This window comes from Flavobacterium sp. LAR06 (assembly GCF_041946075.1).
GTDB lineage: Bacteria > Bacteroidota > Bacteroidia > Flavobacteriales > Flavobacteriaceae > Flavobacterium.
The window spans coordinates 245894-269770 of record NZ_JAUTYT010000007.1; the positions used below are offsets into that span (position 1 = coordinate 245894).

Sequence of the window (23877 nt, forward strand, 5' to 3'; positions counted from 1 at the left end):
TTAGATTTTTTCAGTTAATACGGAAACAATTTTATTGTCAGGAAAAAATTCTTTTAAAATTACTTTTAGCATGGTAAATACCGGAATTGCAATCACCATCCCAACAATTCCAAAAGTAATTCCACTAATTAAAGTAACCAAAAATATTTCTAACGGGTGCGAATTTACACTTTTTGATGAAATTATAGGCTGACTGATATTATTGTCAATAGCCTGAACCAATAAAAAGCCAATGACTACATATATAGTTGTTGGTAAAATTTCGGATTGAAAATCACTGCCAATCAAACTGATCATGGTTAATATGGCGGCTAATATAGTGCCGATAATTGGTCCGATATACGGAATGATATTCAAAATGGCGCATAAAAAGGCAATTACCAACGCATTTTTATTTCCGAAAATCATTAAAACGATTAAGTATAAAATAAAAACGACGGTTAATTGCAGCAGTAATCCAATGAAATAGCGGGTGAGTAAATGGTTTATTTTGGTAATAGAATTTAAGATTTTATCTTCGTTAGAATCTGGAAGAATCCTTTTGGCTCCTGCTTTAAAATTCTCCTGGTCTTTTATGAAAAAGAAAGTGATAAAAAATACAGAAACAAGTCCCATTCCCATATCAGCCATAAAACCCATTATTGAATTTACAAAACTTGTAAAATAACCAAAACTAAAAGCAGTAGTAATTTTTGATTCTTTCAAAACTTTATTCAGATCAACATGCTGAATATTGAAATAGCTTTCGATACTGCGCTCTGTTTCAAAGAATTGCTGTTGAAGATGATTGGTGTCTAAAAGAGACAAGTTGTTTGCCTGCGAGATAATTAACGGGACAAACAGCAAAATGAAACCAACCATTAGTAAAATAAAAAATATAATAGTTGTGGTTGCTGCTAATGAATTGCTAAACTTTAATTTATTTTTTAAAAATTGAACCAGAGGATTTGCGATCAGACATAGTATTAATGAAATGCATAAATAGACAATTACAGTTTGTATTTCATATAAAAAATATAAAATAGCAGCAACGACCAGGATTGTAGTTAAGGCTCTTAAAATTCCGTTTGAAATAATTTTGGATGTTATCATGATTTACTTTTAGACTATAAATATAGGAAAAGCTTTTGAAATTTTTTACGAATAAAAAAAGCGAGATGGTGAGATCTCGCTTTCCTGTTTGGTATGTTTTTTTCTTTAGATTCCAAATGCTGCTCTTGGACCTCCAGAAGCAAATATAGCTGCCATTCTGCTTTTTTGACCCAATGAGAACATGTACATTCCTCTGTCATCTGTATAGTCCATATAATTCATGGTCATTTCTACAGGTGTTCCTGTACAAGTACTGTAGTGTGGGTAAGCTGGTACACCATAGTTTGCAGTATTATGTGTTGGAGTATCAGATACTAAGTCGCTTCCACAGCTTGCATCTCCCCAAATATGGCGTAAATTCATCCAGTGACCAACTTCGTGAGTTCCGGTTCTTCCTAAATTATAAGGATAATTTGCAGATCCTGAAACACCAAAGTATTTAGAGTCAATTACAACTCCATCAGTTGCAGAAGATCCACCAGGAAATTGTGCATATCCTAAAATACCACCACCAATAGTACAAGCCCATAAGTTAAGTTTTGTAGTTGGAGAAGTAGGATCTAAACCACCTTGTTTGGTTTTCTTCATAGCATCTCTTGTACCCCATGAAGTTTTGGTAGTTGATTTTCTGTTGATTTTCTCCAGAACAAAAGTAATACCAACGTTTGCTTTAACACCTGAAAATAATGCCGGTACGCTATTGTAATCTGAGTTTAAAGCATTAAAGTCTGCATTTAAAACATCAATTTGTGATTGAATCTGAGCATCTGAAATGTTTTCAGCAGCAGTCTTGTACAATACATTTACTACAACAGGTATTTCAACTTTACCATTTACTAAACGGTTGGTTAATAATCTATTGTTTGTAAAAGCTTCGATTTCATTCATTCTAATAGCCAATGTTGGGTCTTCTTTTAACTGCGCTTCTAAAACTTCCTGGGTTGCACAACCACGGTGAGCGGCAGCGGTTGCAGCTGAATCAGACGATTCTGTTTGTTCATTTTGACAAGAAAACAGCACTAATGCTGTAAATGCGGTAATAAAAATTCTTTTCATAATAGTTTGGTTTTTTGTTATAAAAAAATACATTTGGTTAATGATTTGACAATTTTATAACAAAATAGATATTTAACCAAATTTTAATAACATTTTTTTGTGAGAATTTTAAGAAAACCCCGTACAGCTTGATTCCTACAAAAATTAACAAGTATTAATTAAGAAGTAAATTCGTACAAAGCTATGCTGGTTGCCTGTACTACGTTCATACTGCTGTTCTTACCAAACATATTTATATGTACAATTTGATTTGAAATTTTTAAAAGATCATCTGAAATTCCATCAATCTCACTTCCTATGATAAGTACAATTTTTTGATTTTCAGGAATATTGACTTCTTTTAAGGGTTTGCTGGTACTTGCAATTTCTAACGCAATAATTTCGAATTTATTTTGTAGTAAATAGGTAACTAAATCAGATGTTTCTTCGATTATAGTATGGGGCACATGAAGATGAGTGCTTCTTGATGTTTTATTGATTTTTCGAGGTGTTAAGGGAATGTCTTTTCCTAAGAAAATAATATTCTCTACACCAAAAGCCTCACTTATTCTAAAAAGGGAACCAATGTTTTGCTGAAAGTAAATATTGTCACAAACCAGTGTTATTGGAAATGTTTTTCTTTCAAATTGATTTTCTCTGTGAGTAAGCTGCACTTTTTTTAGAATTAATTAGTAAAAATATAATTGATGATATTTGCACCCATTTTTAAGGCTTTATCACGAACATCAGCAGGATCGTTATGTACTTCCGAATCTTCCCAGCCGTCACCTAAATCGCATTCGTAAGTATAGAGTAAAGCCAGTTTGTTTTCTATGAAGATTCCAAATGCCTGAGGACGTGTGCCGTCATGTTCGTGAATTTTTGGTAATCCGTTTGGAAATTGAAAAGGTTTTTGAAAAATAGGATGATTTGCGGGAATTTCTACTAAGCTGTTATTAGGGAATATTTTTTTAATTTCTTTTCGAATGTATTGATCCATTCCGTAATTATCGTCGATATGCAGAAAACCTCCGGCAGTCAGGTAATTTCTAAGATTTGCTACATCGGCATCGCTAAAAACAACATTCCCGTGTCCGGTCATGTGAACAAAAGGATAGGAAAGTAAATCCGGATTACTTGGTTCAACCGTTGATGGTTTTGCTTTTATTCTGGTATTTATATTTGAATTGCAAAATCTAATAAGGTTTGGTAACGAAGTTGGATTTGCATACCAATCGCCGCCACCGCTATATTTTAATAAAGCAATTTCTTGTGAAAAGGAAGAAATAGATACCAATAAAAACAAAAAGAATATTTTTTTCATACCATTTTAGATCAGTTAATTTGGAGTTTCATTAAAAAAAACAACACTATGGCAAGCTACAACAGCAGCAGTTTCAGTACGTAAACGTGTATTCCCCAGCATAACCGGCTGGAAATTATTTTCTAAAGCCAATGCAATTTCCTTGTCTGAAAAATCACCTTCTGGTCCAATCAAAATCGTTACATTTTCATTCGGTTTCAAAACTTCTTTCAACGATTTTTTATCCGTTTCCTCACAATGCGCGATTAATTGTAAGCCTTCATTCTTTTGTTTGATGAATTCCTTAAATGAAATTGCTTCATTTAATTTTGGCAGATACGTTTCATTGGATTGTTTCATTGCCGATAGAATTATTTTTTCAAAACGCTCTAAATTAACCACTTTCCTTTCTGATCGATCACAAAAAACAGGAGTGATTTCCTGGATACCTATTTCTGTAGCTTTTTCTAAAAACCATTCAAAACGATCATTCATTTTGGTTGGAGCCACGGCTAAATGCAAACGGAATTTTGGTTCCGGAGATTTTTTTATCGACAGCACTTCAACAATACATTTATTGTCAGAAGCCAATGTAATTTCAGTTTCAAACAATAAACCTAAACCATTTGTGACATGCAGAATATCGGAGTCTTTTTTTCGTAAAACCTTTATTATATGTCGGCTTTCTTCTTTGTCAAAAGAAAAAGTTTCGGTCGTTTCATCTATATCAGGATTGTAAAATAATTGCATAATTAAAATTGAATTCGTGCTTTTGAAACTACTGCCTGAGTTTCAAAACGATTTGATAAATATTTTTGATAACCCACAATTCCAATCATTGCAGCATTATCTGTAGTGTATTCAAATTTCGGAACAAAAGTTTTCCATCCGTATTTGCTTTCACTTTCTTTTAATCGGGTTCTAATTCCTGAATTTGCCGAAACACCTCCGCCAATTGCAATTTGTTTTATTCCGGTTTCTTTTACCGCTAATTTCAATTTATCCATTAAAATTTCGATAATAGTATATTGAATAGACGCGCAAATATCATTCAGGTTTTCTTCAATGAAATTTGGGTTTTCTAATTTTTTCTTCTGAATAAAATATAAAATAGCCGTTTTTAATCCGGAGAAACTAAAATCTAATCCGGGTACTTTTGGCTTGGTAAAAGCAAAAGCTTTTGGGTTTCCTTCTTTCGCATACTTATCAATTAACGGACCGCCGGGATAGGGAAGACCAAGAATTTTGGCACTTTTATCAAAAGCTTCTCCAACGGCATCATCAGTGGTTTCGCCAATAATTTCCATGTCAAAAAAGCCGTTTACCTTTACAATCTGCGTGTGACCTCCGCTAATTGTCAGCGCTAAAAATGGAAATTCAGGTTTGTCAAATCCTTCCTCATCAATAAAGTGTGCTAAAATGTGGGCATGCATATGATTGACAGCAATTAACGGAATTTGTAATGCTAATGATAGTGATTTACTGAATGAACTTCCCACTAATAAAGATCCCATTAAGCCAGGTCCTTGCGTAAATGCAATGGCTGTTAATTGTTCTTTTTGTACATTTGCTTTGCGTAGTGCAGCATCAATAACAGGAACAATATTTTGCTGATGAGCTCTTGAAGCTAACTCAGGTACAACACCGCCATATTGGTTATGAATAAGCTGATTGGCCACAACATTTGAGAGTACTTTATCGTTATGTAGAACTGCAGCAGCAGTATCATCGCAAGAACTTTCGATGGCAAGAATAAAAACCTCTGAATTTTGCATATAAAGGCACGAATTTTGGATTATATTTGACAAATCAAATTTTTAATTTTCTTTGATTGTAAGGAGAAGCCAAAATTAAAGAATTTTTATCAAAAACAGTCGCTCTTTGTCTGTTCAAAGTGAATTTAAAAGAAAACTAAAATTAAGAAGCTATCAAAAAAGTAAAGAAAATAATATCAAGAACCCTAATTGGGTTAATTTTACTTTTGTTAGCACTTGCTATAACGCTGTCTTTGCCTGTAGTTCAGACTGAAATTGCACAATATGTAACCAATTCCCTGAATGAAGATTTTAAAACAGATATTCATGTTGATAAGGTTGCAATAAACATTTTTGGAGGTGTAAAACTTAAAAAAGTTTTGATTTATGACCATCACAAAAAAGTTTTAATCTACTCTGATATTATTTCTACAGACATTTTAAGTATCAAAAGATTGCTGGATGGTGATTTGATTTTTGGTGATTTACGTTTAACAGGTTTGATTTTTAATTTGAAAACGTACAAAAACGAAAACGAAAACAATATCAATAAGTTTATACGACTTTTTGATTCTGATAAGCCATCAAAAACAAACAAACATTTTTTACTGACGGCTAAAAACGCCTATATTTCAAAAGGGATTTTTTCTGTAGTTGATGAAAATAAAAAGACACCTAAATTTTTATCGTTCACAAAACTTAACGCTTACATCAGTGATTTTAAACTGTATGGACCTGATGTAAATACGACAATTCATCGTTTCTCATTTTTGGATCACCGCGGTCTTTATGTGTCTAATTTTGCAGGGAAGTTTAGTTATACCAAAAAGCAAATCAAAGTTGAAAATCTTGCCATAAAAACGAAGAGATCCTCTATTTACGGTCAGGCAATTTTAAATTATAAAGTAGAAGATTTTTTAAATTTTACTGATAAAGTAAAGTTTGATGTTAGAATTGATTCCTCATCAATTGCAACAAATGATATCCGTTATTTTTATGATGGATTAGGCAAAAATCAGCATTTTAAGCTTAAAACAAAATTAAAAGGGCCCCTTAATAATCTTAATTTAAAAGGCTTAAGGCTTACGGATACCAATGGTTCAAGAATTATTGGTAACATAAATTTTAAAAACCTCTTAGGAACCAAAGAGCAAAAATTCTCAATGGATGGGAAATTTGACAGACTGGTTTCCAGTTATGATAATATGGTGGCTTTACTGCCAATTGTGTTAGGCAAAAGACTTCCACAAGAGCTTAAAAGGATTGGAAAATTTACAATTATTGGAAAGGCCAAAGTCTCTACAACTGCACTGGAGGCTAATTTTAAAATGGTTACCGATTTAGGTGGTGGTAATGTTGATCTGCATTTAAACAACATGGATTTTATTGATAAGGCATCTTATTCAGGAAATATTGTTTTGGAGAATTTTGATGTCGGAACTTTACTTGAGCGAAAAGATCTTGGCAGAACAACCTTAAATTTAGATGTTGATGGAATTGGTTTTACCCAGAAATATCTTAACACCATTATAAAAGGTGATATTATAAAATTAGATTATAATAAATACACCTATAATAATATAGTAGTAAATGGGAATTTTAAACTGCCTTATTACAAAGGACAAATTTCTGTAAATGATCCTAATTTATCTCTAACATTTGATGGTTTAGTTGATTTAAGTACGCGTGAGAACAAATATGATTTCCATATTAATGTGGAGAATGCTGATTTACGCAAACTTAAATTCATAAACGATTCTATTTCACATTTTACCGGCGATGCGGTTGTTCAGGTTTCAGGAAATTCAATTGAAAATCTACACGGAAATATTTACATAAAAGATGCTATTTATCAAAATCCAAAAGCAACTTACGAATTTGATGAAGTAACAATCAATTCAAGTTTTGATGAAGACAGGTTGAGAACTATAACTGTTAATTCAACCGATATTGTTGATGGTAAAATTGTGGGTAAATTCCAATTTGCACAATTAGGTAAATTGGTAATGAATTCCGTTGGAAGCCTTTATACCAATTACAAGCCTTATAAAGTTAAAAAAGGACAATTTTTGCGTTTCAATTTTCATGTTTATGATAAGGTTGTTGAGATGTTATATCCTGAAGTAAATGTAGACTCTTCGACTGTGGTACGTGGAAAAATTGATGCTGATTTAAATGAATTTAAGTTTAGATTTAAGTCGCAAAAAATTACTGCTGCAAAAAATACTTTTGATAATATCCGAATAAGTATAGATAATAAGAACCCGCTTTATAATGCCTTTATCGAGTTAGACAGTATTAAAACACCCTATTATAAAATACGTGATTTTAATTTGATCAATGTAACGTCAAAAGATACTTTGTTTGTTCGTTCAGAATTTAAAGGAGGAGAAAAAGGGGAAGATTATTTTAATCTTGATTTATTTCACACTATAGATAAAAACAAAAATAACGTAGTCGGTATAAAAAAATCTGAAATGAAATTTAAGGACTATTTGTGGTACTTAAATGAAGAAGAAGGAGATGACAATCAGATTGTTTTTGATAAAAACTTTAAAAACTTTACGATTGATAATATTGTACTAAGTCATGAGGATCAAAAAATTGATTTAAATGGAGTTTTGCGTGGTACTGATTATAAGGATGTAGTGCTGAATTTTGAAGATGTAGATATTAATAAGATAACGCCTTTAAATTCCAAATTTGTATTTAATGGAAATTTAAACGGGAACGTCAATTTTAAGCAGAATAAAGATGTTTATCAGCCCACAGCATCTATACAGATAGATCATCTTAACTTAAATAATACGGAATTAGGAACTTTAGATTTTGATATTTCAGGAGATGAGAATCTGAGAAGATTTACTATAAACTCATCGATTCATAATGGTTTTACAGAATCATTCAATGCCAGCGGAAATTTTGCCATTGAAAATAAAGAAACTATATTGGATTTAAAACTTAAACTGGAAGGGTTTAATTTAGCAACCTTAGGAAAAGTTGGTAAAGATGTTTTGTCTAATGTCCGTGGTTCTGTTTCTGGAAATGCAGCTGTTGTTGGGAATATTAAAAAACCTGAAATAAACGGAAGGTTGTATGTTGAGAAAGCAGGGATGACTATTCCATATCTGAATACAGATTACGAATTAAGTGATCGTACTGTTATTGATCTTACAGATGAAAAGTTCTTGTTTAGAAATAATCAATTAACAGATACTAAATACGGAACAAAAGGGCTGCTGAATGGCGCTATTGAGCATCATAATTTTGGAGACTGGAAATTAGACTTAACTATTACTTCAAAACGATTATTGGCACTTGACACTAAAGATAGTGACGATGCAGCTTATTTTGGTACAGCCTTTATTAACGGAACAGCCAGTATAAAAGGACCAACAGAAAGCCTGTTTATTAAAGTAGCAGCTAAATCAGAAAAAGGTACCCAGGTTAAAATTCCGATCAACAATGTACAAAGTGTTGGTGAAAGCAGCTGGATACATTTCGTGACGCCAACAGAGAAGTTCAATTTAGCCAATGGTATTGTTGAGAAAACCAGAAACTATGGCGGTCTTGAGTTAGAATTTGATTTTGATATTACACCAGATGCCGAAGTTGAAGTTATTCTGGATCGAAATTCAGGTCATGGAATGAAAGGAAAAGGATATGGATCATTGTTATTTAAGATTAATACACTTGGTAAGTTTAATATGTGGGGAGATTTCCAGGCATATGAAGGAACCTATAATTTTAAATACGGAGGTTTAATTGATAAAAAGTTTGCGGTTAAAAAAGGAGGGTCTATCATTTGGGAAGGAAATCCTATGAAAGCCCAGTTGAATTTGGAAGCTGTGTATAGAACAGCAGCAAATCCAGCTGTACTTTTAGAAAATTCTTCTTTCAATAAAAAAGTTCCAGTTGAAGTTGTTATTGGTTTAAGAGGGGATTTAGCTAGTCCGGAACCTAATTTTGACATTCAGTTTCCATCTGTAAGCAGTGTTTTAAAATCAGAGATACAATATAAATTGGATGATAAAGATGTTCGACAAACTCAGGCTTTGTATTTACTGTCCACAGGTTCATTTATGAGTCCGGACGGATTTAATCAAAGTGATTTGTCTGGAACATTTGCAGAAACGGCAGCCAGTCTATTAGGCGGAATTATAAAATCGGACAATGATAAGTTTAATATCGATCTGAATTTTATTTCTGCAGACAAGAGAATTGGTCAGGAAGCAGATGGTCAGTTTGTGGCCAATATTTCATCACAGATTAATGAGAAAATCTCCATTAACGGAAAAGTTGGAGTTCCGGTTGGAGGAGTGAATGAATCTGCGATTGTAGGAGATATTGAAATACTTTACAGAGTAAATGAAGATGGATCTATGAACCTTCGTTTATTTAATAAAGAAAATGATATTAATTATATAGGACAAGGAATTGGTTATACGCAAGGTGTCGGTATTTCATATGAAGTCGATTTTGATACTTTTAGTGAATTGGTAAATAAATTGTTTAAAAGCCATAAGCTTGAAAGAACATTAAAAGGTTCTCCTGATGATTTGCAAGATTCTAACCTGAATCCTGATTATATAAATTTCTCTAGTAAAAAAGATACCGGGAAGGATAAAAAGAAGAACGATAAAAAAGAAGAAGAGAAGCCACCACAGCCTCAAAATAATAATCAGGGATTAATTCCGGATAATGACGATTTTTAAGCTTTTGTTAAAAAAGTACAATTATAAAACCATTCGCAGCAACGAATGGTTTTTTTATGCTAATTTTAGATGTTCCAATTTTTTTTACCAAATCAAGCGGTTGCATATTTTTATAACACTTCATTAATGTATTGTTAATTTTAAGGATTTAATTAAAATAAGGTGCTTTTATTATTTTAAATGAATTTTTTCATATCAAAAAACTTATTAACGAAAACGTTTGAATTTAACATATTTTATTAATTTATTACAATCATAACCCGAAAAGTGGTGAATGTTTGCTAATTTTACACTTTAATACTTAAATAATGCCAAAAACAATAAAAAAAGTTGGTGTTCTAACCTCAGGAGGAGATTCACCTGGAATGAATGCCGCAATACGAGCAGTTGTTCGAACATGTGCTTATCACAATATAGAATGCATAGGGATTTATAGAGGGTATCAGGGAATGATCGAAGGTGATTTCAAAGAAATGGGACCTCGAAGCGTAAATAATATTGTAAACAAAGGTGGGACGATCTTAAAATCGGCTCGTTCTCTTGAGTTTAGAACCCCAGAAGGTAGAAAGAAAGCTCACGAAAATCTTGTGAAGGCTGGTGTAGATGCATTAGTTGTTATTGGAGGAGACGGAAGTTTTACCGGAGGTTTAATTTTTAATTCAGAATATGGTTTTCCTGTAATGGGGATTCCAGGTACAATTGATAATGATATTTTTGGTACAACTCATACTTTGGGTTATGATACAGCTTTAAATACCGTAGTAGATTGTATTGATAAAATTAGAGATACTGCAAGTTCACATAATCGTCTGTTTTTTGTAGAGGTTATGGGTAGAGATGCAGGGCACATTGCTCTTAATGCAGGTATTGGAGCTGGTGCTGAAGAAATCCTTATTCCTGAAGAAGATTTAGGTTTAGACAGATTGCTAGACTCTCTTCAAAAAAGTAAAGCTTCAGGAAAATCATCAAGTATAGTTGTTATTGCCGAAGGGGATAAAATTGGTAAAAACGTTTTCGAATTAAAAGATTATGTTGAAGCTAATTTACCTGAATACGATGTAAGAGTTTCTGTATTGGGACACATGCAGCGTGGTGGTTCTCCGTCTTGTTTTGATCGTGTTCTGGCAAGCCGTTTAGGAGTAAAAGCGGTAGAGTCTTTATTAGAAGGAAAATCGAACTATATGGTTGGACTTCGTGAGGACAAAGTGACTTTGACGCCATTAGAGCAAGCAATTAAAGGTAAATCTGAAATTGATAGAGAATTATTAAGAGTGTCTGACATCATGTCAACATAAAAATAAATAAAAAGTTTAAAAAAGGAAAGAAGTTTATTGTGAGGAAATTAGACTTTTAAATTAGTGTAATAAAAACAAAAGCAAAAATTAAGTAAAATGTCAAAAGTAAAATTAGGAATAAACGGATTCGGACGTATCGGAAGAATCGTTTTTAGAGAAACTTTCAATAGAGATAATGTAGAGGTAGTTGCGATCAACGATTTATTAGATGTTGATCACTTAGCTTACTTATTAAAATATGATTCAGTTCACGGTCGTTTCAACGGGACTGTAGAAGTAAAAGAAGGAAAACTTTATGTAAACGGAAGAAATATCCGTATCACTGCAGAAAGAAATCCAGCTGACTTAAAATGGAATGAAGTTGACGTTGACGTAGTTGCTGAATGTACTGGTATCTTCACGACTATCGAAACTGCAAATGAGCACATTAAAGGTGGTGCTAAAAAAGTAATCATTTCTGCTCCATCTGCAGATGCGCCAATGTTTGTAATGGGAGTAAACCACGAGACTGCAAAAGCTACTGATTTAGTAGTTTCTAACGCTTCTTGTACTACAAACTGTTTAGCTCCTTTAGCTAAAGTTATTCACGATAACTTCGGAATTGTAGAAGCTTTAATGACAACTGTTCACGCTACAACTTCAACTCAAATGACAGCTGACGGTCCTTCTAGAAAAGACTGGAGAGGTGGACGTGCTGCAAGCATAAACATCATTCCATCATCTACAGGTGCTGCAAAAGCGGTTGGAAAGGTTATTCCGGAATTGAATGGAAAATTAACTGGTATGGCTTTCCGTGTACCGACTGCTGACGTTTCTACAGTAGATTTAACTGTAAAAGTAGCTAAAGAGACTTCTTACGAAGAAATTATGGCTGTTTTGAAAAATGCTTCTGAAACTACAATGAAAGGTATCTTAGGATATACTGAAGATGCAGTTGTTTCTCAGGATTTTATTTCTGACAAAAGAACTTCAATCATTGATGCTACTGCAGGTATTGGATTGAATTCAACTTTCTTCAAATTAGTGTCTTGGTACGATAATGAGTACGGATACTCAAGTAAATTGATCGATTTATCTGTGCATATCGCAGGTTTAAAATAATATTATATATTTTTGCAAAATCCCGTTATTTAATTAGTAACGGGATTTTCTTATTTTGTTTCGTCTTTAATTAATGTAAAAAATACACTTTTTAATTTGTTGAAGAAAAACTAATCCAAAAACAAAAAAAAATGAAATTAATAGTTGATAGTGGGTCTACTAAAGCCGATTGGATTGCAATTGATGATAATGGAAAAGTATTATTCACGACACAAACTTTGGGATTAAATCCTGAAATTCTTGACGGTCCGGAAATTATTGAAAGATTAAACGATCGTTTTGATATTTTGCAAAATAAAAAAAATGCCTCACATTTATTCTTCTACGGAGCAGGATGTGGTACTGACAGAATGAAAATTGCATTGACTCAAATCTTTCAGGAGTATTTTGTTAACGCAATTGTAGAAGTTCATGAAGATACTTATGCAGCCGTTTATGCTACAACTCCAAAGGGAGAAGAAGCAATTGTAAGTATTCTTGGAACAGGTTCTAACTGCAGTTATTTTGATGGAAAAGTATTGCATCAAAAAGTTCAGTCATTAGGCTATATCGTTATGGATGATTGTAGTGGGAATGTTTTTGGAAAAGAATTAATCAGAAAATATTACTTCAATAAAATGCCTAAAGAATTGGCTGTTGAATTTGAAAAAGAATATGATTTAGATCCTGATTTTATTAAAAATAAACTATACAAAGAGCCAAATCCAAACGCGTATTTAGCGACTTTTGCAAAGTTTTTAATCAAACATAAAGACTCTGATTTCTGTAGAAAAATCATTTTCAAAGGAATGAAATCTTTCGTTAAAAATTATATCAAGCAATATGATAATTGTAAAGAAGTGCCTGTGCATTTTGTAGGCTCTATCGCATTTTATTTAAAAGACGAATTACAAGAAACATTTGATAAATATGAACTTCAATTAGGTAATGTTCTAAGAAGACCAATTGATGGATTAATTGCATACCATGTTGCTAATCAATAGTTCTGGTTTCATGGAGATTGCGATTATTGCTCATGATGGTAAAAAAGCAGATTTAATTGACTTTTTGATTAAAAATGAAGCTGTTTTACACCATGAAAAAATTAAGCTTATTGGTACTGGTACTACCGGAGGAAAAGCAGAAGCGGCGGGTTTTAAAACCCAAAGAATGCTTTCCGGACCCTTAGGTGGAGATGCGCAAATTGCAGGCAGAGTGGCGGAAGGTATTACAAAAATGGTTTTCTTTTTTAAAGATCCATTATCAAGTCATCCACACGAAGCTGATATTAATATGTTAATTCGTGTATGCGATGTGCATAATGTGCCGCTGGCAACGAATGAAGCAACGGCACAATTATTATTAGATGCTATTGCACTGCAATTATAGAGATTTCAACATTGACATTTTTTGGCAAACATGCCACTTGAACCGTTTCACGTGCTGGAGCGGTTTTTTCGTTAAAATAAGATCCGTAAATTGTATTGATAGCAGCGAAATTATTCATGTCCATAATGAAAATAGTTGCTTTAACAACGTTTTCAAAAGTCATATTTGCAGCTTCAAGGATTGCAGCAATGTTTTCCATTACTTGTTTTGTTTCATCATTGATATTCTCAGTAACAAGTTCTCCTGAAGCTGGGTTTATTGCAATCTGTCCGGAAGCATAAAGTGTATTTCCAGATAATACGGCCTGATTGTATGGTCCGATTGGAGCAGGAGCCTTTTCGGTAAAGATGATTTTTTTCATAATAATTATTTTAATCGATGTGAATTATCGGTTTGAAGTACTTCGTTTATTCCACTTAATATCACTTAATACTCCGGATTTAATTCCGATGAAGAAGTTCCAGTTTGAGTTTTCTCCAAGTGGTGTCCAGTTAAAAGCCATTCTCCAGCTTAATAAATCTCTTTCAAAACGAAATTGTGTAAAGGTAACTCCTTTTTGAACAAAGTCGTAACCGGTAGAAACCCCACCTTTCCATTTGGGAGTAATGTCCATATTAACGGAAACCATTATGGAGTTATTGGTGATCTTGCTTTCTCTATTCGTATTGGAATAGGTTAAGGAATAGGCCATTGTCATATCCCATGGAATCTTCGAATTGAAGAATTCGGTTATGACATCTTCGCCGTCATCCTCTTTATCTTGGGCAAACTGGCTATTACGACTGTCGTTTAAGTCCGTATTGGTACCAAACAAGTCATCTTTACGACCACCATTCCGCTCACTTTGTTTGTTTTCTTCTTTTGTTCCTTTATTGGAAAATGAATAGTTTAAAGTTAAGTTGGCACTTGTCATTCTAAATAAACTACCACCATTGTCAATGTTGAACGTATTCATCTTCTTTCCGGAATTGTCAATCGCATATGGATCTAATGTAGCGCCGAAATTGACATTCATTTTATTGTCAAAAAGTTGTGTCCCTCCACTTACTAATACAGGCTGCCAGGCAAGAATGTCTTTTCCGTCAGCATTAAAATTATAGCTGGTGCTGAAATTTAAGTTGTTCAGCAACATTATTTTTTTAGGTTCGGTCTTTGTGCTGTCGCGATCTCTTACTTTAGCTTCAAAAGTATTGCTTAAGGCAAAGCCTACGATGTTTGAGTTTTCTTTACTAGGGGCTCCGTAAACACCTCCATCAAAGCGTGAATAAGAGTTGGATATCTTTCCTGAAGCATCTACATAATAATTGTCGTAATATTTTTCAAAACTAGGAGTGTATGCGTAGGTCACAGAAGGTCTCATGACGTGACGAATCGACTGAATTCTTTTGTCATCACCAAAGTTAAAAGTACCGTAAATTGTGGTTCCTAAGTTAGAGCTAAAGTTGTAAGTTCTGTAAGCGTCAAAACCATTGATGGTTTGAGTAACTACTTGGTTTTGATTCGAATCATAGTTTTTTTCTACAGTTTTAGTAACCCAGGTTTCCTGATAATTTGTAGATGCTCCCGCACTAAAGTACTTGAATATTTTAAAGTTTGTACTAATCGGAATAGATTGTTGCAGTCCAATTTGTGCATCTGTAAACATTTGAGGTTTAAAGAACAAAGAATCGGTTGTTACAAATTTATTTTGCCCTGTTACATTGTACTGTAAGTTAATGTTTTTAATAAAACCTTTTTTAACACCATCTTTACCCACAAAAGGATAAACACGATCAATACTACCTTGTAAGGAAGGTAACGTCATTTGAATTTCTTCTGTTTGTGTATTTTGCTGATGTGTTGCCGTTAATGCAATACGGGCTCCCGGGATTGTATTAAAGGTTTTGTTATAGGAGATAGACGAACTTAAGGTGTTGTTTAGATTTGATCCAACGTTTGCCTGATTAATAGATTGCTTAAAATATTTACTACTACCCATATTCACCGAAGCAGAGAAACTTGAGTTCGGATTTGATTTAGTATCCTTTGAGTGTGACCATTGGATATTATAAATATTTTGCTTCGAATAATCAGGATAACCTCTTTCGCTGTTGATCAGGTTTTCAAAACGGATATTTACATTTCCACGATACTTGTATCTTGTAGCATACGAAGATTCAAAACGCATGGCATAACTTCCGTTGGTATAGTAATCTCCTAATACAGTCAGGTCATAGTTATCACTTAAGGCAAAATAATAACCACCATTCTGTAAAGAGAATCCTCTTGTATTGGAGTCGTTATAACTTGGGATGATGATTCCGGAAACACTTTTCTCCTGACTCATTGGAAAATACGCAAAAGGCAAGGCAAGAGGAGTAGGTACATCAGCAATAACCATATTAGTTAAGCCGGTAACTACTTTCTTTCCGGGAATAAACTTTACTTTGTTAGTTTGAAAGTAATATTCGGGATTGTCAACATCTGCTGAAGTTGTGAAGCGGGCACCTCGTAAGAAGTAAACAGAATCGTTTTCTTTTTTAGTAACTGCTGCTTTAATTTTAAATTCACCTTGTTCTGTTCTGGAATTGAATATTAAAGCTTTTTTTGTTTTGAAATTAAAACGAATAGAGTCTGGCTGAACTTCACTGGCTCCTTGCTTAAAATTAGGGTATTGACTCAGAACACCTGCAGAATCTTTTATTCTTCCGGCATATACTTCGTCCTTTTCATAATCCAAAACGATTATACCCGATTTTAATTCTACATCTTTATAGTATAATTCAGCTTCGTTATATAAAGTGATGCGTTTGCTTTTCTGGTCAATTTTCGCATAATCCTTTGCTCTATATTTTACTTTTCCGTCCAGAAAAGTCTTTTTAGGCTTAACAGTATCCAGTTTTATAGTATCAAGTACAGTAGTGACGGGTTTATCTGTTTGTTTTACAGCAGGTAATGCGTTTTTTTTTGATTTTATCTCTTGCGAATATAATTTACCACATCCTAGTGTTAGGAAAAATGATAATAAAACGATATTAAATAAGTTTGTATGCAAAGGTTTAAATGCTATTTTTGTAAAAGTATGGCTTGTTTTTTGACATGTCAAACTTACATATAATTTTTTGGCAAAAATAATCAATTGTAAAAATTATAGCAGTTGCATTTTATTAAAATTAACTTTTAGATTTATGAATATATTTAACAAAACTAGGCTAATATTTAGTTTTTTTCTAACTATAATTTCATTTTGCGCATACAGTCAGGCAAATGTTTTTAAGGTAACACTTGATGCCGGACACGGTGATCATGACTTTGGCGCCGTATATAGCGGAAGAATTGAAAAAAATATTGCATTGGCTATTGTGTTAAAAGTTGGAAAAATATTAGAAGACAGTCCAAATATTAATGTTATTTATACTCGTAAAACCGATGTTTTTATCGATTTGGTTGAAAGAGCCAATATTGCGAACCGTGCTAACTCTAATATTTTTGTGTCTATACATTGCAATGCGAATAAAAATACGGCTGCAGATGGAACTGAAACTTATGTAATGGGTTTAAGTAAAGTAGCATCGAATCTTGAAGCAGCGAAAAAAGAGAACTCGGTTATTACATTAGAAAAAGATTATAAACGTAAATATGAAGGTTACGATCCAAATTCGCCAGAATCTATGATGGCAATGACCTTGATGCAGGAAGAATATTTAGATAATAGTATCGCATTAGCGACTAAAATTGAAGATAATTTTGACAGGTTAGGGAAAAAGCTTCGTCAGGGCGGAGTGAAACAAGCACCATTCATGGTGTTGCATAAAGCATACATGCCAAGAGTTTTAGTTGAAACAGGATTTGTATCTAATCCTACAGAAGGAAATATTTTAAATTCGGAAGAAGGGCAAAACGATATTGCAAAAGCTATTGCTGAAGCTATTATAAGTTATAAAAGAGAGTATTTTGGTTCTGGAGTTCCAGAATTAGCAGATGCACGACCGGTGAAAGATACTGCCAAACCAAAAACGGTTGTTACTCCTCCAGCAAATAAAAATACACCTAAAGGAACTATTTTTAAAGTACAGTTAATTGCCAGTATCAAGAAAACACCATTAGAACCTAAAAATTTTAAAGGGCTGACAAACGTCACAATGTTGTATGAAAATAATATTTATAAATATTTCTATCAGGAAACTTCAGATTACCAGGCGGCACAAAAATATTTGCAAGAAGCTAAAAGTAAAGGATATGGAGCTTCTTTTTTAATTGCTTACAAGGACGGCGAAAAAATCAGTATTCAGGACGCTACTAAATAATAAGCACAAGTTCGAATATTTATATTAATTTTGTACAAACACTTAGAATTTTGAAACTAACAAGAGAAATTAAAACGGCTATTTTAGTCATCGCGTCAATTTTATTATTTATTTGGGGATACAGCTTTTTAAAAGGCAGAGATCTTTTTACAAATTACAAAACATTTTATGTAGAATATGATAATGTGGAAGATTTGGCTCAGTCTGCACCCGTTACTTTAAACGGTCTGGCGATTGGTAAAGTAAATAAAATCACTATCAACGAAAATACTGGTAAACTATTAGTAGAACTGCAATTGAAAACAGATTTTCCAGTTTCTAAATCAAGCACTGCATCTTTATATTCTCCAAGTTTAATTGGAGGAAAACAGATAAAGATTATACCAAATCTTGCAGACAAGGAACTTGCAGTTGATGGGCAAACGTTAACTCCAGCTGTAGAATTAGGTCTAACAGAATCTTTAGGAGGTAAAATCGAGCCAATTCAGCAGAAACTGAATGTGATGCTTGAGAATATTAATACTCTAGTTTCTGGATTAAACAATGTTCTGGATAAAAAAGGACAGGAAGATCTTAAAAAATCACTAGCAGAATTGAGTCAGACAATGGAGCAGTTTCACAAAGCTTCAGGAAGTATTAATTCTATCTTAGATACTAATAAAGCACAAATTAACGGAGCAGTTACTAACTTTAATAAAATGTCAAGTAACTTCAATAAAATCTCAGATTCCTTAAATAAAGCTGACTTAGGTAAAACAGTTAGAAGTTTAAACCAAACTTTAGCAAAAGTTGATGGTATTATGGCTAATCTAAATGCTGGAAAAGGTTCTGCTGGTAAATTATTAAATGATGATGCTTTGTATAATAATTTGGCTAAAACTTCTAAAGAGCTTGAATTATTATTACAGGATGTTCGTTTATATCCAACGCGTTATGTGAATGTTTCTCTTTTTGGAAAGAAAAACAAACCATACGTTGCACCTACGGAAGAAGCCACTACAACTGAAAAAAAATAATAAAGAATGAGTTATTTAGATAATATTTTATTCGCTATACTTCTGATAGCTGGTTTTGGTTTTTTTGCTTCAAGTATAAAGAAAATCATTAGAAATATAAACTTAGGAGTAGATGTAGATCGAAAAGACAATCCAAAAGCACGTTGGAAAAACATGGCTATGATTGCTCTCGGACAATCTAAAATGGTGAAACGTCCAGTTGCGGGAGCATTGCATATTGTAGTATATGTTGGGTTTGTTATCATAAATATAGAATTACTTGAAATTATTATTGATGGATTATTTGGAACTCATAGAGTTTTTGCTCCTTTTTTAGGTGTAGTTTATGATGTTTTAATTGCTTCATTTGAAATATTAGCAATACTGGTAATCTTTGCTGTTACCGTTTTCTGGATTAGAAGAAATGTGATCCGATTGAAACGTTTCATTAATCCGGATTTAAATGGATTTCCAAAAAGTGATGCGAATTACATTTTGTATTTCGAAACAGTTTTAATGCTTTTGTTTTTATTCATGGATGCTGCCGATTTGCATTTGCAAAATGTACCAGGAGGATTTTCACACTTTCATAAAGCAGGAAGTTTTCCAATAAGCCAATTTATTGCTCCAGTATTTAATGGAATGTCAAATGAATTGGTTGCTATATTGTTTGAGGCTTTTTGGTGGTTGCATATTGCAGGTATTTTGGTTTTTATGAACTATTTATACTTCTCAAAACATTTGCATATTCTTTTGGCTTTCCCAAATACTTATTTTGCCAATTTGAAACCAGAAGGGCAATTTGATAATTTAGAATCGGTTACAAAGGAAGTGAAGTTAATGATGGACCCAAATGCTGACCCGTTTGCGGCGGCGCCGGTTGATGAAAATGCTGCTCCGAGTAAATTTGGTGCAAGCGATGTTCAGGATTTAAACTGGGTTCAGTTATTAAATGCTTACACCTGTACAGAATGTGGACGTTGTACATCATCTTGTCCGGCAAATCAAACAGGCAAGAAATTGTCTCCTCGTAAAATTATGATGGATACAAGAGATCGTTTGCAGGAAGTTGGTAAAAACATTGATGCTAATAAAGGTGTTTTTGTTCCGGATAATAAAACGTTATTAAACGATTATATTACACCAGAAGAATTATGGGCCTGTACCTCTTGTAACGCTTGTGTTGAAGAATGTCCAGTAAATATCAGTCCATTATCTATTATTATGGATATGCGCCGTTATTTGGTAATGGAACAAAGTGCTGCTCCGATGTCGTTGAATGCTATGATGACAAATATTGAAAACAATGGAGCACCATGGCAATACAGTCAGCAAGATAGATTGAACTGGAAAAACGAGAATTAGAAAAGATTTAATTGGTTATTTGTTTAACCGTTTAATCGATTGAATAAAATATTTGAGGTTTTTAGTGAGGTTATAGTAAAGAGTGCGATTAACCAATTTAGCGATTAACCGATTTAACAACAAAAGAAGATGTCAGAAAGTTTAGTAGTGCCAACAATGGCTGAAATGTTAGCCGAAGGAAAACAACCAGAAGTTTTGTTTTGGGTAGGTTGCGCAGGAAGTTTTGATGATAGAGCGAAAAAAATTACTAAAGCATTTGTACGTATTTTAAATCGTACCAATGTTTCATTTGCAGTTTTAGGAACAGAAGAGAGTTGTACCGGAGATCCTGCAAAACGTGCCGGAAATGAATTTTTGTTTCAGATGCAGGCCATGATGAATATCGAGGTTTTAAATGCATATGAAGCTAAAAAAATTGTTACGGCTTGTCCGCATTGTTTTAATACTTTAAAAAATGAATATCCTGAATTGGGAGGTCAATATGATGTAATTCATCATACTGAGTTTTTAAAGTCGTTAATTGATGAAGGAAGACTGACTGTTGAAGGTGGTCAGTTTAAAGGAAAAAAAATTACTTTTCACGATCCTTGTTATTTAGGAAGAGCGAATAAAGTATATGAAGCTCCAAGAGATTTAATTCAAAAATTGGATGTTGAGTTAGTCGAAATGAAACGCTCAAAAGCAAACGGATTATGTTGTGGAGCAGGTGGTGCACAAATGTTTAAAGATGCTGAACCAGGAAACAAAGAAGTGAATGTTTTGCGTACCGAAGATGCTTTAGAAGTACAACCGGATATTATTGCTGCAGGTTGTCCATTCTGTAATACTATGTTAACTGATGGTATAAAACATCAGGAGAAAGAAGGGCAGGTGAAAGTAATGGATATTGCAGAGTTGATTGCAAACGCGCAAGATCTTTAATTTAAGGTCAAAGAAGCAAAGGTTCAAAGGGACAAAGGTTTTAACTTGAAACTTGAAGCCTGAAACAAAAAAACTAAAAGAAAAATTAAAATGTATATACCTTTTGAAAATTTACCTGGTGAATCCAGAGTTTGGATTTATCAATCAAACAGAAAATTTTCTGAGGAAGAATTTTCTGAAATTGAAACAGACCTAAAAGTTTTTGTGGAAGAATGGGCAGCACACGGAACTAGTTTAGAAGCTTCATATTTATTGAAATACAACCGATTTATTATTTTGGCTGTAAATCAGGAAGTGCAAGCGGCTACTGGATGTTCTATAGATAGTTCGGTGGAATTTATCCAGAGTTTGGAGAAAAAGTATAACGTTGATTTGTTAGATAAAATGAACGTAACTTTTAAAAATGGGGAGCATATTGCACATAAAACATTAATCGATTTCAAGAAAATGGTTAAAGATAAATCGGTTTCTGAGAATACGATTGTTTTTAATAATTTGGTCAACAATATCGAAGAATTCAATGAGTCCTGGGAAGTCCCGGCTGCCGATAGCTGGCATAGCAGATTTTTCTAAGAGGAAATTATAAAATATGAAAAGGCATGAAATTTCGGTTTTATGCTTTTTTTTTGTTTCAAAGGTTGAGGAAGTTGAAAAATAATTTTAAAAGTGTTAAATAATGATTTATTCAGGTCGGGAGTTTCGTTGGATGAAAATTAAAAATGGAAGATTGCATCTTGCGGTTGTAAATTTAAATATTCAAAAGAACGGAACTGGTGATAAAATTATAGAGAATTATCCTGAAGGGAAAATTTGTAATAATTCTATTGATGTGGGAATAAATGGATTTGAAGATTGGAAAATTGCTTTGAAGGCCGGTTTGAAATTTGCAGCTTCTTTCAGTCAGGACTTTTGGACAATTACTATAAACGAGGTATCTGGAAAACCTTTTATGGATACCAATCCTACTATCGTTGGTTATACAGGTATTTTAGCTTTTATCGAACAGACAAATGTTGTCATAAGTAATGAGATCATTCAGGAAATTGAGGAATTTGTTTATTCTAGTTGGTATAATGGTAATAAAAAAAAGATTCCGGATTTTAATGAATTAATTTTTAAGTAATTAATGTGGTTTTTTGGGGTTTTATAAAAGCTCAACTTTAACAAGATTTGCAGTAAATAGTTCTTATAAAAACTAAGACCTCTAATCTAGAAGCCCCGATGGGAGTGATATCCTTTTTTGCCGGGGTTCGGCATAAAAGATATAACGGACAGCGGGACAGGTCGTTCTTTTGAAAATGAAATTTCTGCTCCTGATAAAAATTAAAGCAGAAAATTTCTGTTCATAATTCAGAATCACAGCACATAAATATTATATAATTTAAAGCATTAGTAATCTGATACTTCTAAGATTCACAAAAATCTAACATTTTAAATACGGGAATAAACGTGATTTTTGAGTACTTTCGTAGTACTAAATTTAATACATGAAAATAGCAATAGTTTGTTATCCGACATTTGGTGGTAGTGGGGTTGTAGCCACAGAATTAGGCCTTGAATTAGCCAGACGCGGACACGAAATCCACTTTATTACCTACAGTCAGCCGGTTAGACTGGCACTTTTAAATCCTAATGTTCATTATCACGAAGTAAACGTTCCTGAATATCCTCTTTTCCATTATCAGCCTTATGAATTGGCTTTGTCAAGTAAATTGGTCGATATGGTGAAATTATATAAAATAGAAGTGCTTCATGTGCATTATGCAATTCCACACGCGTATGCAGGTTATATGGCAAAGCAAATGCTGAAAAATGAAGGAATTAATCTTCCGATGATTACAACGCTTCACGGAACAGATATTACATTGGTAGGGAATCACCCGTTTTATAAACCAGCTGTAACTTTTAGTATCAATAAATCAGATTATGTGACTTCGGTTTCTCAGAGTTTGAAAGATGATACGTTGAAATTATTCAAAATCAAGAATAAAATAAAGGTAATCCCGAATTTTATTGAGCTGGATAAAGTAAAAACGGATCCAACTGCTCCTTGTCACCGTTATGTTATGGCGAAGGAAAATGAGCGTATTATTACCCACATTAGTAACTTTAGAAAAGTAAAACGTATTCCGGATATTATTAAGATTTTCTATAATATTCAGAAGGTGATGCCGGCTAAATTGATGATGGTTGGTGATGGTCCTGAAAAAGAAAAAGCGGAAGTTTTATGCATGGAATTAGGGATTTATGATAAAGTAATTTTCTTTGGAAACAGTAATGAAATCGATAAAATTTTATGTCTGACTGATTTGTTTTTACTTCCATCAGAAACAGAAAGTTTTGGTTTGGCCGCTTTAGAAGCTATGGCCTGCGGTGTTCCGGTAATTTCAAGTAATTCGGGAGGTTTGCCAGAGGTTAATTTTGACGGTATTTCCGGATATTTGAGCAATGTGGGAGATGTTGAAGAAATGGCTGCAAATGCGATTAAGATTTTGGAAAATGATGAAGTTTTAAATCAGTTTAAAATGAATGCTCTTGAAGTGGCAAAGAAATTTGATATCAAAAACATACTTCCAATATATGAGGCTTTGTATCAGAAAGCAATTGACGATTATAAAGAGTAGAAACATTAATTTTAAAGTAACGT

At 33.2% G+C, this 23877-nt stretch carries 20 protein-coding genes; 12 read left to right on the forward strand and 8 right to left on the reverse strand.

Annotated features, from left to right (window positions below; genetic code table 11):
* From Q7C23_RS12380 to tsaD, 6 genes are all read right to left on the reverse strand, one after another.
* Complete coding sequence (locus Q7C23_RS12380; protein ID WP_375032815.1) at nucleotides 1-1092, reverse strand: AI-2E family transporter; 1092 nt, start codon at nucleotides 1090-1092, stop codon at nucleotides 1-3.
* A 105-nt stretch (nucleotides 1093-1197) separates the two neighbouring features.
* On the reverse strand, nucleotides 1198-2148 hold the full coding sequence (locus Q7C23_RS12385; RefSeq protein WP_375032816.1) for a zinc metalloprotease: 951 nt from the start codon (nucleotides 2146-2148) through the stop codon (nucleotides 1198-1200).
* A 158-nt stretch (nucleotides 2149-2306) separates the two neighbouring features.
* Nucleotides 2307-2801, reverse strand: coding sequence for a TrmH family RNA methyltransferase (locus Q7C23_RS12390; RefSeq protein WP_375032817.1), 495 nt, complete (start codon nucleotides 2799-2801; stop codon nucleotides 2307-2309).
* Nucleotides 2802-2812: 11 nt separating this feature from the next.
* The gene (locus Q7C23_RS12395) at nucleotides 2813-3451 is read right to left on the reverse strand and encodes a DUF4159 domain-containing protein (protein WP_375032818.1); all 639 of its coding nucleotides are present in this window, start codon (nucleotides 3449-3451) and stop codon (nucleotides 2813-2815) included.
* 15 nt (nucleotides 3452-3466) lie between these two features.
* Nucleotides 3467-4180, reverse strand: a complete 714-nt coding sequence (locus Q7C23_RS12400) for a 16S rRNA (uracil(1498)-N(3))-methyltransferase (RefSeq protein WP_375032819.1) — start codon at nucleotides 4178-4180, stop codon at nucleotides 3467-3469.
* Between the two features lie 2 nt (nucleotides 4181-4182).
* The gene (gene tsaD / locus Q7C23_RS12405) at nucleotides 4183-5205 is read right to left on the reverse strand and encodes a tRNA (adenosine(37)-N6)-threonylcarbamoyltransferase complex transferase subunit TsaD (RefSeq protein WP_072972072.1); all 1023 of its coding nucleotides are present in this window, start codon (nucleotides 5203-5205) and stop codon (nucleotides 4183-4185) included.
* A gap of 206 nt (nucleotides 5206-5411) precedes the next feature.
* Here tsaD and Q7C23_RS12410 point away from each other — a divergent pair, with 206 nt between their 5' ends.
* The 5 genes from Q7C23_RS12410 (at nucleotide 5412) to Q7C23_RS12430 (ending at nucleotide 13663) form a co-directional block, all read left to right on the forward strand.
* Nucleotides 5412-9899, forward strand: a complete 4488-nt coding sequence (locus Q7C23_RS12410; protein ID WP_375032820.1) for a translocation/assembly module TamB domain-containing protein — start codon at nucleotides 5412-5414, stop codon at nucleotides 9897-9899.
* 308 nt (nucleotides 9900-10207) lie between these two features.
* Complete coding sequence (gene pfkA, locus Q7C23_RS12415) at nucleotides 10208-11194, forward strand: 6-phosphofructokinase (RefSeq protein ID WP_072972069.1); 987 nt, start codon at nucleotides 10208-10210, stop codon at nucleotides 11192-11194.
* Nucleotides 11195-11290: 96 nt separating this feature from the next.
* On the forward strand, nucleotides 11291-12295 hold the full coding sequence (gap, locus tag Q7C23_RS12420) for a type I glyceraldehyde-3-phosphate dehydrogenase (RefSeq protein ID WP_026984486.1): 1005 nt from the start codon (nucleotides 11291-11293) through the stop codon (nucleotides 12293-12295).
* A gap of 131 nt (nucleotides 12296-12426) precedes the next feature.
* Nucleotides 12427-13278, forward strand: a complete 852-nt coding sequence (locus tag Q7C23_RS12425; protein ID WP_375032821.1) for an N-acetylglucosamine kinase — start codon at nucleotides 12427-12429, stop codon at nucleotides 13276-13278.
* A gap of 10 nt (nucleotides 13279-13288) precedes the next feature.
* The gene (locus tag Q7C23_RS12430; protein WP_072973259.1) at nucleotides 13289-13663 is read left to right on the forward strand and encodes a methylglyoxal synthase; all 375 of its coding nucleotides are present in this window, start codon (nucleotides 13289-13291) and stop codon (nucleotides 13661-13663) included.
* On the opposite strand, the gene Q7C23_RS12435 is transcribed toward Q7C23_RS12430, so the two are convergent.
* Nucleotides 13644-14024 (reverse strand): RidA family protein, encoded by a 381-nt coding sequence (locus tag Q7C23_RS12435; protein ID WP_375032822.1) that lies wholly within the window; start codon nucleotides 14022-14024, stop codon nucleotides 13644-13646. The genes Q7C23_RS12430 and Q7C23_RS12435 overlap by 20 nt on opposite strands.
* Nucleotides 14025-14048: 24 nt before the next feature.
* On the reverse strand, nucleotides 14049-16748 hold the full coding sequence (locus tag Q7C23_RS12440; RefSeq protein ID WP_375032823.1) for a putative LPS assembly protein LptD: 2700 nt from the start codon (nucleotides 16746-16748) through the stop codon (nucleotides 14049-14051).
* Nucleotides 16749-16830: 82 nt separating this feature from the next.
* On the opposite strand from Q7C23_RS12440, the gene Q7C23_RS12445 reads away from it, so the two are divergent.
* The 7 genes from Q7C23_RS12445 to bshA all read left to right on the forward strand — a co-directional run bounded on the left by Q7C23_RS12445 (nucleotide 16831) and on the right by bshA (nucleotide 23854).
* Entirely contained in the window at nucleotides 16831-17949 is a 1119-nt protein-coding gene (locus Q7C23_RS12445; protein ID WP_375032824.1) for an N-acetylmuramoyl-L-alanine amidase, read from the forward strand.
* A 50-nt stretch (nucleotides 17950-17999) separates the two neighbouring features.
* Entirely contained in the window at nucleotides 18000-18965 is a 966-nt protein-coding gene (locus Q7C23_RS12450; RefSeq protein ID WP_375032825.1) for an MlaD family protein, read from the forward strand.
* 6 nt (nucleotides 18966-18971) lie between these two features.
* Nucleotides 18972-20309, forward strand: coding sequence for a 4Fe-4S dicluster domain-containing protein (locus tag Q7C23_RS12455; RefSeq protein WP_375032826.1), 1338 nt, complete (start codon nucleotides 18972-18974; stop codon nucleotides 20307-20309).
* 129 nt (nucleotides 20310-20438) lie between these two features.
* A complete protein-coding gene (locus tag Q7C23_RS12460) occupies nucleotides 20439-21230 on the forward strand; it encodes a (Fe-S)-binding protein (protein WP_056194314.1) in 792 nt (263 codons plus the stop codon).
* A gap of 90 nt (nucleotides 21231-21320) precedes the next feature.
* Entirely contained in the window at nucleotides 21321-21803 is a 483-nt protein-coding gene (locus Q7C23_RS12465; protein WP_375032827.1) for an ABC transporter ATPase, read from the forward strand.
* 103 nt (nucleotides 21804-21906) lie between these two features.
* Complete coding sequence (locus Q7C23_RS12470; protein ID WP_375032828.1) at nucleotides 21907-22353, forward strand: hypothetical protein; 447 nt, start codon at nucleotides 21907-21909, stop codon at nucleotides 22351-22353.
* Between the two features lie 364 nt (nucleotides 22354-22717).
* Nucleotides 22718-23854 (forward strand): N-acetyl-alpha-D-glucosaminyl L-malate synthase BshA, encoded by a 1137-nt coding sequence (bshA, locus tag Q7C23_RS12475; protein WP_375032829.1) that lies wholly within the window; start codon nucleotides 22718-22720, stop codon nucleotides 23852-23854.
* Nucleotides 23855-23877 lie beyond the last annotated feature (23 nt).